At 62.3% G+C, this 11,896-nt stretch carries 9 protein-coding genes; 7 read left to right on the top strand and 2 right to left on the bottom strand.

Annotation, left to right across the window (positions count from 1 at the left end; translation table 11 throughout):
• Positions 1–282: 282 nt before the first annotated feature.
• Positions 283–1,584, top strand: coding sequence for a multidrug effflux MFS transporter (locus ABZ728_RS10230; protein WP_366655998.1), 1,302 nt, complete (start codon positions 283–285; stop codon positions 1,582–1,584).
• On the opposite strand, the gene ABZ728_RS10225 is transcribed toward ABZ728_RS10230, so the two are convergent.
• Positions 1,575–2,495: an FkbM family methyltransferase gene (locus ABZ728_RS10225; protein ID WP_366655997.1), complete on the bottom strand. Its 921-nt coding sequence runs from the start codon at positions 2,493–2,495 to the stop codon at positions 1,575–1,577. The genes ABZ728_RS10230 and ABZ728_RS10225 overlap by 10 nt on opposite strands.
• Positions 2,496–2,655: 160 nt before the next feature.
• The gene (locus ABZ728_RS10220) at positions 2,656–4,101 is read right to left on the bottom strand and encodes a glutamine synthetase family protein (protein ID WP_366655996.1); all 1,446 of its coding nucleotides are present in this window, start codon (positions 4,099–4,101) and stop codon (positions 2,656–2,658) included.
• A gap of 235 nt (positions 4,102–4,336) precedes the next feature.
• Here ABZ728_RS10220 and ABZ728_RS10215 point away from each other — a divergent pair, with 235 nt between their 5' ends.
• From ABZ728_RS10215 to ABZ728_RS10190, 6 genes are all read left to right on the top strand, one after another.
• Positions 4,337–5,680: a glutamine synthetase family protein gene (locus tag ABZ728_RS10215; protein WP_366655995.1), complete on the top strand. Its 1,344-nt coding sequence runs from the start codon at positions 4,337–4,339 to the stop codon at positions 5,678–5,680.
• A 297-nt stretch (positions 5,681–5,977) separates the two neighbouring features.
• On the top strand, positions 5,978–7,360 hold the full coding sequence (locus ABZ728_RS10210; protein WP_366655994.1) for an aspartate aminotransferase family protein: 1,383 nt from the start codon (positions 5,978–5,980) through the stop codon (positions 7,358–7,360).
• 218 nt (positions 7,361–7,578) lie between these two features.
• Positions 7,579–8,685, top strand: a complete 1,107-nt coding sequence (locus ABZ728_RS10205; protein ID WP_366655993.1) for a polyamine ABC transporter substrate-binding protein — start codon at positions 7,579–7,581, stop codon at positions 8,683–8,685.
• Positions 8,686–8,833: 148 nt separating this feature from the next.
• Positions 8,834–10,015, top strand: a complete 1,182-nt coding sequence (gene potA, locus ABZ728_RS10200; RefSeq protein WP_366655992.1) for a polyamine ABC transporter ATP-binding protein — start codon at positions 8,834–8,836, stop codon at positions 10,013–10,015.
• A complete protein-coding gene (locus tag ABZ728_RS10195; RefSeq protein ID WP_366655991.1) occupies positions 10,012–11,031 on the top strand; it encodes an ABC transporter permease subunit in 1,020 nt (339 codons plus the stop codon). Before potA ends, ABZ728_RS10195 begins: the two co-directional genes overlap by 4 nt.
• The gene (locus tag ABZ728_RS10190) at positions 11,031–11,870 is read left to right on the top strand and encodes an ABC transporter permease subunit (RefSeq protein WP_366655990.1); all 840 of its coding nucleotides are present in this window, start codon (positions 11,031–11,033) and stop codon (positions 11,868–11,870) included. Before ABZ728_RS10195 ends, ABZ728_RS10190 begins: the two co-directional genes overlap by 1 nt.
• Positions 11,871–11,896: the final 26 nt, after the last annotated feature.

Below are 11,896 nucleotides of genomic sequence, written 5' to 3'. Positions count from 1 at the left end.
CCTGTATCGGCACCGCGATCCTTTTGCCGAGGCGATGGTAGCCTGTGATGGCGGGCGCGATCAACGAAAGATCGCCGTCGTCATGACTTATGCACGTATCGGGGTGCCGACATTCGCTTTCTTGACGAACCTTCGGGCAGGCCGCAGGTTACGGAACCGGTTTCCCGAGTGCGTTTTCATCCTCTATGGTTTTGCGGATATCGCGGGCATCGGTTCATCCGGCATCGCTTTTCGCGATGCTCCAGGCCGGTTTCGGCACGAGGAACATCACAGAGCGACCGCATGGCACGCAATTCGACTTCAGCCGGATCCGACATACGCTCTGGTCCCGGGGGCAGCCCCGGGGGCAAGCCTGGGGCCAGCGCCGGGCAAGGGACCGCGCATCCCGGCATGGGGTTCGGCGAGTTCGTCACGATCGTCGCTGCGATGATGGCCGTAAACGCCCTGGCCATCGACATCATGCTTCCGGCATTGCCGGCGATCGGCGGCTCACTCGGCGTGACCGATGCCAACGCCAATCAGTTGGTCATCTCGGCCTATCTGATCGGTTTCGGCATCAGTCAGTTGTTCTATGGCACGATCACCGACCGCTACGGCCGCAAGTCAGTGCTGATCGTAGGCCTGCTCATCTATTCGGTGTTCGGTGCCATGGCGATCATGGCCTCGACCTTCGACCAGATTCTCTTTGCCCGAACGATGCAGGGCGTCGGCGCCGCGGCCACTCGTGTCATCGCGGTCTCCATCGTGCGCGACTGCTATGGCGGCAGACCGATGGCCAAGGTCATGTCTCTGGTGATGATCGTATTCATCGCTGTGCCTGTGATCGCGCCCTCGATCGGCCAGCTCATCGTGCTGTTCGGTCCGTGGCAGTGGATCTTCGGCTTGTTGACGATTCTGGGCGTAACGCTGGCGATCTGGATCGCCGTCCGCCTTCCCGAGACGTTGCCGCCGGCGCGACGGACGCCGATTTCCCCGCAATCGATCGGCAGCGCGTTCGGCTTCGTCCTGACGAGCCGTATGACTGTCGGCTATGGTCTCGGCGCGGCCGTTATCATGGGCGGGCTGTTCGGGTTCATCAATTCCGCCCAGCAGGTCTTCGTCGAAGTGTTCGAACTGGGGGCGGCGTTCCCGGTCGTTTTCTCGCTGATCGCCCTTTCGATCGCCCTCGCCTCCATTGTCAACTCGCGAATCGTCGAACGCATCGGCATGCGGCGCGTCTCGCATACGGCGCTGCTGCTGTTCACCGCTGTTTGCTCGGTTCATGCGCTGGTCGCTTTGCTGGGCTTCGAGACGATCTATACGTTCGTCGGCTTTCAGGCGCTGACCATGTTCGCTTTCGGTTTGATCATGCCCAACTTCAACGCCATGGCCATGGATCCACTGGGGCATGTGGCGGGCACGGGGTCGGCCTTTGTCGGCGCGCTCAGCACCGTCGGCGGAGCGGTACTGGGCTATTTCATCGGCCAGGCCTATGACGGCAGCGTCGTCCCAATGACCCTTGGCATGGCTGTGCTCGGCGCTGCGTCGATCGCCATCGTCATGGTTACGGAGAAGGGTAGATTGTTCAAAGGGCTCTACGGATAGACCTGCGACGGCCTCAGCAGGACCTCGACCTGGCGGCCGGGATCGTCGGCGGTGTCGCACAGGTCGAGTAGGTACTGCAGGACCGTCTCGGGTGTTTGCCAGACGATTTCCTGGCGTGTGTGCTCGTCGTGCAGCAACGCCGCCGTCGCCATCCCGGTCGCCACCCGTCCCATCAGTCGGGTCGCAAAACTGGCGGGATCGTGCCCCATTTGACGCAAGCCATGAGGCCAGAACTCGACCATTGTCAGTGTCGCTCGTGCAAGTGCGCCAGGCGCGCCTGCCAGAACGTCGGGTTCGTGCCCCTGGGTATCGATCTTCAGCAGCAGGGCCAGTGACTTATCGTTCAGGGGCACGATCCCGTCGAGGGTGGAGAGTGGAGCGGCTTCGGGCTGACATTCATTGTGCGGGGCCACGGAGGCGACGCGGATATCGCCCCCATTACCGGGTGTACGGACCATCCGGGCGGCAAGTGGCGCGCCTGTCGCGTCGACATTCGCAGCACCCGCCGCCCGCCGCAGCGTGGTAACCCGCCCATTCAGGCCGGCGGACGCCATATTGCGAACGAGCATGGAGAAGGTTTCCGGATCGGGCTCCAGTGCCAGTGCGGTTCCCGGCGCCTGACCCAGAATGCCCGCCGTGACCAGTCCCACGCTCGCACCAACATCGACCAGAAGCGGCGCCAAACCGTCGCGGGCGGCGGCGCGGGCCGCGGCGGCCAACGCATTGACACCGGCGGCGCTCCAGGTGCCGGTACGGCCATAATGGCGCAGCATTACGGCATCGTCGGTGTGGCCGGTGAAGCGACCCAGAGAACCGCCGACCGTCACTTCCGTGCGGCCCAGCAGCCGGGCCAACCGGAAGGCAGCGGCGGCTTTCGCGCGTGCCGACAAGGGGGCAAGATCGGTCGTCACGTCGACGCCACCTGGTCCGTGCACGTGTGCGGCTTTGTGAATGCCGCGTCGGGTCTGCCGGTCGCACGAATCGTTGATGCAGAAAGGACTGCGCAAGCCAAACTGCAATTATTGCCGAATATGCGTCGACCAGGACAACCAGAAGGCCCGCGGCCCTCGCTCAGACCCGGTGCAGGTACCATTCGTATTCCAACGCCGTGATCATGGAGAAGAATTTCTCCCGCTCCGCCCGCTTCAGCGCCAGATAGACTTCGACGAACTGCGTCCCCAGATAGTCACGGAAGATATCGCACTTCTCCAGCCTTTCCAGCGCCTGGATCCACGACGAGGTCAGGGTCTGATCGACCGACTCGTAGGCATTGCCCGTCACCGGCTTTCCGGGATCGATCGTGTGGGTCAGGCCGTAATGGGCCCCGGCCAGCACGGCCGCCATGACCAGATACGGATTGGCGTCCGCGCCGGCGACCCGGTGCTCGACCCGGCGCGATTCAGCCGGGCTGGGGGGAATCCTCAGCGACGCCGAGCGGTTGTTATGCGCCCATGTCGGTGCATGCGGGGCATAGCTGTTGGTCTGGAACCGCCGGAAAGCATTCTGGTTCTGGGCGAAAAACGCCATGCCGTCGGCCATGGTCTCGCCCAGTCCGCCGATCGCGTGGCGCAATTCGGGTGTGCCGTGAACATCCTCTGCGGCGAAGATATTGCGGCCATCGCGGTCGAGCATGCTGAGGTGAATGTGGAATCCGCTGCCCGACTGATCGGCGTATGGCTTCGACATGAAGGTGGCGTCGATGCCGTGCTGCATCGCCACCGATTTGACGGCCCGCTTGAACAGGATTGCATCGTCGCAGGCGTCCATCGCATTGGCGACATGATGCAGATTGATCTCGTACTGACCGGGTGCATACTCCGAAACCGAACTGTCCACGGGAATGTTCTGGGCCTGACAGGCGTCGTAGACATCGCTCAGCATGGCATCGAAATCATACAGCTCCTCGATGCCATAGACCTGCGTTTCGCCCTGGCGACGGCCCGAGACCGGAGAAAGCGGCGGCTGCGGAAGCCCATCCGCCGTTGGGGCACGGTCGATCAGGTAGAATTCCAGTTCGATGGCAACGACCGGAAAATAGCCGTCGTCGTTCAGCCGCTGGACCACGCCCGCCAGAACGGCGCGCGGATCGGCAAAGAAGGGTGTACCGTCGGGATTGCGCATGGACAGCATGATCTGTCCGGTCGGCCGCTTCAGCCAGGGGATCGGGTCGAGCGTCTGCGGCACGGGAAAGCAGGGCCGGTCGGAATCGCCGTCCTTGAATCCGAGGCCGGTCTCTTCGACCGTCGATCCCGTGATATCCGTTGCGAACAGCGATCCTGGAAACATCGCCCCTTCGCGATAGATCTTCTTCAGGCTTTCGACCGGAACCTTTTTGCCCCGTAATACGCCGCTGGCATCCGGGATGAGCACGTCGATCTGCGTTACGTCCGGGTGTGCGCGACGAAACGCGTCCACCTCGGCCTCCGGGGCTTTGGGAAGCGTCTCACGCCCCGTTCTGGGCGGGCTTTGATCGGTGCCGGATGGTGTCACGGGGTCGATGTCGTTGCGGTCTGTCATTTCAAGCCTGTGTGGTCGTCGGGATTCGTCTGGCTGCGGCCCGGGACGAATGATATCCAGAACCGGATGCTGAACGACGCGGCGTTGGTGTCAAGCAAAGCAATCGCGTTGAACCTTGGGTTGATCTACAGCCGGGCTTGGTCGATCCTAGCCGAAGACGGCTCCAGCGGAACATGGCCATAGCCGCGAATGGCGATCAACAGGGGAGCCGGGGCGCAAGTCCCGGCCGGTATATATGGGTGTACTCGAAGATTATCTGGCCGAACACGGCGTTACCGAGGTCGAATGTCTGGTTCCGGATATGAATGGCATCGCGCGGGGAAAGATCCTGCCGGACGAGAAATTCGTCAAGAGCCTCTCGTCACGCGGTCTCCGCCTGCCCGAATCGATCTTCATCCAGACGGTCACCGGCACCTATCCGCGAGACGAGGACGTCACCGACGATGCCGTCATCGACATTTATATGGTGCCCGACGCCAATTCGGTACGCCTTGTTCCGTGGTACGACGAGCCGACGGCCCAGCTGATCTGCGACTGCGTCTATGCCGATGGCAACCCGGTCTCGATTTCGCCGCGCCAGGTTCTGCGACGGGTTCTGGCGCTGTACGAGGCCCGCGGCTGGCGCCCGATCGTCGCGCCCGAGCTGGAATTCTATCTGGTCCGGGTCAACACCGATCCCGACTATCCGCTTGAGCCGCCGATCGGCCGGTCGGGACGCCCGGAGACAGGGCGCCAGGCCTATGGTATCGATGCGGTCAACGAATTCGACCCGATCTTCGAGGACGTCTACGACTACTGCGAGGTGATGAATCTCGATATCGATACGTTGAGCCACGAAGCCGGCGCCGCCCAGATCGAGATCAACTTCAACCACGGCGAGCCGCTGGAACTGGCCGATCAGGTATTGCTGTTCAAGCGCACCGTGCGCGAGGCGGCGTTGCGGCATAACGTCTATGCCACCTTCATGGCCAAGCCGATGCAGCACGAACCCGGCAGCGCCATGCATCTGCACCAGTCGGTGGTCGATATCGAAACGGGTCGCAATCTTTTCGTTACCGAAGACGGCGAACACAGCGACCTGTTCCGGGGCTTCGTCGCCGGCTTGCAGAAATTCGTCCCGGCGGCGATGCCGCTGTTCGCGCCGAACGTCAATTCGTACCGCCGCCTGGATCCGGAGAGCGATGCGCCGATCAACGTTCACTGGGGCCGTGACAATCGCAGCGTCGGCTTCAGGGTGCCGATCTCGGAGGCAGCCGCGACGCGGGTCGAGAATCGCGTCGCGGGGGCCGACGCCAACCCGTATCTGATGATCGCCGGATCGCTTGCCTGCGGTTATCTGGGCATGGTGCAGGCGCTGGAGCCGTCGAAGCAGATACAAGGCAGCGCCAAACGGCTGGCTTTCACGCTGCCGCGCCATCTCTGGGATGCGTTGGGCAAGTTCAGTGCTTCGAAGCCGTTGCGCGAGGTTCTGGGCGACAAATTCGTCGATGCCGTATGGTATGTTAAGCTGGCTGAGTACGATGCCTATCAGCAGGTGATCAGTTCGTGGGAACGCGAGAACCTGCTGCTGAATGTCTAGCACCATCGCCCGGTAAATCCGGGGTGTCGGGAGAGTTCGAGCGTCATGGACGTGCACGGCATTTCAACCGATGGCTATCGCAGCCTTTGTCGACCGCAGGGGCGATATCGTGGCAACCGGACACCCAAAGACGTTCTTCTGATTCTCTGCGCCCGTATCGGCTATAATCCTCCCCGCGTGTGAAGTGTTGCGCGTGACGGCTGGCGCCGAACCGACGCGAGGGGTGCGGTCAATGGGCCGCGCATTACGGCTGATTAGCATGACGCATGGACTTCCCATGCACAAAGGGGCCAGACCATGGCAGGACAATCGATACCGGGTACGGCGGAACTGAAGAAGCTGGATACCGCCCACCACCTTCATCCATTCACCGACTACAAGGCGCTGGCCGGCGAGGGGGGCAGCCGGATCATCGCCCGGGCCGACGGATTGCGGCTATGGGACACCGATGGCGGCGAGATGATCGACGCCATGGCGGGGCTATGGTGCGTCAATGTCGGCTACGGACGCGAGGAACTGGCACGCGCGGCATACGAGCAGCTGCAGACGCTGCCCTATTATAACTGCTTCTTCAAAACGGCGACGCCGTCGCCGGTGCAACTGGCGGCCACGCTGGTCGACCTGACGCCGGAGGGGCTGAACCATGTGTTCTATGGCTCGTCGGGATCGGAATCGAACGACACCATCGTGCGCATGGTTCGGCATTTCTGGAACCTGCAGGGCAAGCACCGGAAAAAGACGATCATCGGCCGGCAGTATGGCTATCACGGCTCGACCATGGCCTCGATCAGTCTCGGCGGCATGTCGGCGATGCACCGTCAGGCCGACCTGCCGATGCCGGGTTTCCACCACGTCATGGCGCCCTATTGGTACGATGCCGGTGGCGACCTGAGCGAAGAGGCGTTCGCTGAACGGGCGGCACAGGCGGTTGAGGATCGGATCCTGGAACTCGGCGCCGACACCGTCGCGGCCTTTATCGGCGAGCCGATCCAGGGCGCGGGCGGCGTGATCATACCGCCGGCCGGATACTGGGAAAGGATCCAGCAGATTTGCCGCCGCCATGACGTGCTGCTGATCGCCGACGAGGTCATTACCGGCTTCGGGCGGACCGGCCATTGGTTCGGTTCGGACCGGTACGGCATCAAGCCGGACCTGATGACCCTGGCCAAGGGGATAACGTCGGGATATCAGCCGCTTTCTGCGGTCATGGTCGGCGACCGGGTCGCGGATACCCTCATCGACAAGGGCGGCGAATTCTACCACGGCTATACTTATTCGGGCCATCCGGTGCCCTGCGCGGTCGCCCTGGCCAATATCGACCTGATTCGGCGCGAGGGGCTGGTGGAGCGCGTTCGCGACGATACCGGGCCCTATCTCAACCGGCGCCTTCACGAGGTGTTCGACGATCATCCGATTGTCGGCGAAGTGCGCAGCGAAGGACTGATCGGGGCGATCGAGTTGGTCGCGGACCGCAAGACCCGGGCCCGCTTCCCCGATATGGGCTCGGTCGGCAGCCGCTGCAGGGATCACTGTTTCGAACAGAATCTCGTGATGCGGGCCGTGCGGGACGCGATGGTGCTGTCGCCGGCGCTGATCGCGACACGCGACGATATCGACCTGATTCTCGAACGCGCCCGGGCAGCGATCGACGCCACGGCGCGGGATCTGGGGCGGCTTTAGAGTTTCCGCCCCTACAGAGGGAAACCACGGGCCCGATCCCCTGGGCCCGATCCCCTGGGCCCGATCCCCTGGGCCCGGCCTTCGGCACCAATTGGCGCTGGATCGCAAAGAGTGTTGCTCTTATCGTTCGTCTTTGACAAAGAGTAAGGCCGCGCCGCGCCCGCGAGGGTTGCGGCCACGCGGTGCGAGGGGCAATCACAAACGAGGCAGGGCAGGCCATGCGGCAGAGCAGGAATCACGGCAGGGCGATCGGTACGGGATTGGCGGCGACGGCGCTTTGCGTTGTCGGCATGGCGGGAACGACCGCCGGCGCCCAGGAACTCAACGTCTTCAACTGGTCGGACTATATTGCCGAAGACACGATCGAACGGTTCGAGGAAGAAACCGGCATCAGCGTCAATTACGACGTCTATGACAGCAACTCGGTTGTCGAAGCCCGGCTGATGGCCGGTGCGGCCGGATACGACATTGTCGTGCCGACAGCTGTTCCGTATTTCCAGCGCCAGGTCGACGCCGGGATCTATCAGGAACTGGACCGGGATCTGATCCCGAATCTCGATAACCTCGATGCCAGCCTGATGGACCGTGTCGACACCCAGGATTACGGCGTCATCTATATGTGGGGCACGAACGGCATCGGCTATAACCGGGAAGCCGTGCTGGAGCGCATGCAGGATGCGCCGCTGACCTCGCTGGATCTGATCTTCGACCCGGAAGTGGTGGCGAATTTTGCGGATTGCGGCGTGTCGATGCTGGACGACGCGGCTGAAATCATTCCCATGATGCTGAACTATCTTGGCCACGATCCGTATGGCGAAGATCTCGACGCATTGCAGCAAGCCGAAGACAGGCTGATGGAACTGCGCGAACATGTGCGCTATTTCCATTCTTCGCAATACATCAACGACCTGGCGAACGGCGAGATCTGTCTGGCGATCGGCTGGTCGGGAGACGTTTTCCAGGCGCGGGACCGTGCCGCCGAAGCCGAACAGGATTTCACGATCGGCTATACCATTCCGGAAGAAGGAACGGTGCTGTGGTTCGACATGATGGGCATCCCGGCCGATGCGCCCAATCCCGAAGCGGCGCATGAGTTCATCAACTTCATCCTGCAACCCGAAATCATTGCCGACATCACCAATTATGTCGTCTATGCGAACGCCGTTCCTGCCTCGCGCGACCTGATGGACCCCGAAATATCGTCGGATCCGTCCGTGTTCCCACCGCAGGAGGTACAGGACCGGCTGTTCTCGGCGCAGTCCGTCGATCCTTCCTATGAACGGGCGCGGACGCGGACCTGGACCCGGGTACGCACCGGCCAGTAGTGGCGGGCAAGGGAGGCCGGTGCGGCAATGGCCGGACCGGCTCTCCCGACCAGAACGGTTTCCAGCCACCGATTCCCGGCCACCGATTTCTGGCGAACGCTTTCCGACCCACCCAGCCGACCCCACCCAGGAGGTCCACCGGTCGATCATGGCCCAGAATTCCCGCGCACGCGCCCTGAAGGAACCCTGGCAGGACCCCGCCGCCCAGCCTTATATCCGGATCGAAAACGTGACCAAGTCGTTCGGCGGATTTGTCGCCGTCAACGATGTCAGTCTTTCGATCTATCAGGGCGAGTTCTTCGCGCTGTTGGGCGGGTCCGGCTGCGGCAAGACGACCTTGCTGCGCATGCTGGCCGGGTTCGAACAGCCGACATCCGGGCGCATTTTCATCGACGGCGTCGATATGGCGGGGATCGCGCCGTATAATCGGCCGGTCAACATGATGTTCCAGTCCTATGCGTTGTTCCCGCATATGACGGTGGAACAGAACGTGGCCTTCGGGCTGAAACAGGACCGCCTGACAAAGGCGGAAATCCGCGACCGGGTCGAGGAAATGCTGGACCTTGTCCAACTTGTTCCGTTCCGGCGCCGGCGACCGCACCAGCTGAGCGGCGGGCAGCGTCAGCGGGTGGCACTGGCGCGCTGTCTGGCCAAGAAGCCGAAGCTGCTCTTGCTGGACGAACCCCTGGCGGCGCTCGACAAGAAGCTGCGCGAGCGCACCCAGTTCGAACTGGTCAACATTCAGGAACAGCTCGGCATCACTTTCGTGGTCGTCACGCACGATCAGGAAGAAGCCATGACCATGTCGTCCCGCATCGCGGTGATGGACAGCGGTTACGTCGCCCAGCTGGGCACTCCGGGCGAGATTTACGAATTCCCCCACAGCCGCTATGTGGCAGAGTTCATCGGGTCGGTGAACATGTTCGAGGGCGTCGTCACCGATGCGGAGTCCGGTATTCTGTCCGTCGATACCGGCAGTCGGTCGCTGGGCATCCTGCGGGTTGCCTCGACCGGCGGCGTTGCCCTGGGAACCCGGGTCTGGGTCGCCGTGCGTCCGGAAAAGCTCTCGATCGAGCTTGTCGACGGGAGCAACGGGGCCAGGGCGGGCAACGGGGCGGCGCCAGATGGGTCGCGCAACACCGCGGCCGGTATCGTTCGGGATATTGCTTATCTGGGCAGCACCTCCAACTACATGATCGATCTCGATGACGGGACAACCGTCAGGGTCACCGCGCCCAATCTCGCCCGGCGCACCGAAATGCCGATTACGTGGGAGGACCGCGTCACGATTGGCTGGCGTCCTCAGGCGGCTGTCGTGGTGACCGAATGACGATTCCCACGGACAGGACCCCGGATCATGTACCTGATCATGGCCCGGGCGGGTCGCCGGAGGCAGGTTCTGCAAGTGTGCCCGGCATCGGCATTGGCGACCGGATTGCGGCTGTTGGACGCCGGGTCGGTCTGACCGGGCGGTTTTTCGCGCTCTTGCCCGCCTATGGCTGGCTGGTGCTGTTTTTTCTGGTGCCGTTTCTGATCGTCCTCAAGATCAGCCTGGCCGAGATGGTGTTCGGGCGGCCGCCCTATACGCCGCTGGTGGAATGGGCGGGCGACGCCTATCTGACGATCAACCTGAACTTTGCCAATTTCCTGTTTCTGATGCAGGACAGCCTTTATGCCGTCGCGTATCTGAATTCGATCAAGATTGCCTTGATTTCGACCCTGTTGTGTCTGCTGATCGGCTATCCGGTGGCATACGGTATCGCCAGGGCCGACCGGGCGTGGCGGATACCGCTATTGTTGCTGGTCATCCTGCCGTTTTGGACGTCGTTCCTGATCCGCGTCTATGCGTGGATGGGGATTTTGCGCGGCAATGGCTATCTCAACAACCTGCTGGTCGGCATTGGCATCATCGACGAGCCGCTACAGATCATCAACACGGATCTGGCTGTCTATCTCGGCATTACCTATTCCTATCTGCCCTTCATGATCCTCCCGCTCTATGCGACGCTTGAAAAAATGGACGGCGCGCTGCTGGAAGCTGCCGCCGATCTTGGCTGCCGGCCCTGGAAAACCTTCCTGACCATCACCTTGCCGCTGTCGATGCCGGGAATTCTTGCCGGGTCGCTGTTGGTTTTCGTGCCGTCGGTGGGCGAGTTCGTCATACCGGAACTCCTGGGCGGTCCGGATACGCTGATGATCGGCAAGGTGCTGTGGGACGAATTCTTCAATAACCGCGACTGGCCGGTGGCTTCCGCCGTCGCGGTCGCGTTGCTGCTGGTGCTGGTGGTGCCGATCGTGGTGATCCAGGCGGTGCGCAATCGCCGGCTGCTGCGGGAGGAGCAGTAATGCCGCGTTCCGCATTCCTGCTGACGACGATGGCGTTCGGCTATGCCTTTCTGTATCTGCCGATCCTGCTGTTGATCGTCTATTCCTTCAACGAGTCGCGGCTGGTGACGGTATGGGCCGGGTTTTCCACCCAGTGGTACCGGGAACTTGCCGCCAACGAACAGGTTCTGAGCGCTGCGTGGCTGTCCCTGCGCATTGCGGCAGTTCAGGCGACGGTTGCCGTCGTGCTCGGCACCATGGGTGGTTATGCCATGGTGCGGTTCCGCGGCTTTCCAGGGCGGGTCCTTTTCGCCGGCATGTTGACGGCGCCGCTGGTCATGCCCGAGGTCATCACCGGTCTGTCCCAGCTTTTGCTTTTCATCTCGATGGAACAATGGATCGGATGGCCGTCCGGCCGGGGTGTCACAACGATCACGATTGCGCATATCACCTTTTCCATGGCCTATATCGCGGTCGTGGTCCAAAGCCGGCTGGTCGGTTTCGACCGATCGATCGAAGAAGCGGCGATGGATCTGGGCGCGCGGCCGTTGAAGACCTTTGCTGTCATTACACTGCCGATCATCGCGCCGGCGCTGGTTGCCGGGTGGCTGCTGGCTTTCACCCTTTCACTCGATGACCTGGTGATCGCCAGCTTTGTTACCGGGCCGGGGGCGACGACGTTACCGATGTATATTTTTTCCAGCGTCAGGCTGGGCGTCAGTCCCGAGATCAATGCCCTGGCCACCATCATTGTCGGAATCGTGGCAACCGGTATTCTGGTTGCGGGTGTGGTTCTGATGCGTCATGAACGACGGCGGCAGGAAGATGCGCAGGCCGCATTCAGGGATGACGACGGCTGACGACGGGGCTGACGACGGGGCTGACC

Source organism: Fodinicurvata sp. EGI_FJ10296, from assembly GCF_040712075.1.
Classification (GTDB): Bacteria; Pseudomonadota; Alphaproteobacteria; order DSM-16000; family Inquilinaceae; genus JBFCVL01.
The sequence above is the reverse complement of the archived record's forward strand: the minus strand, read 5'-3'. Positions and strand labels throughout refer to the sequence as shown.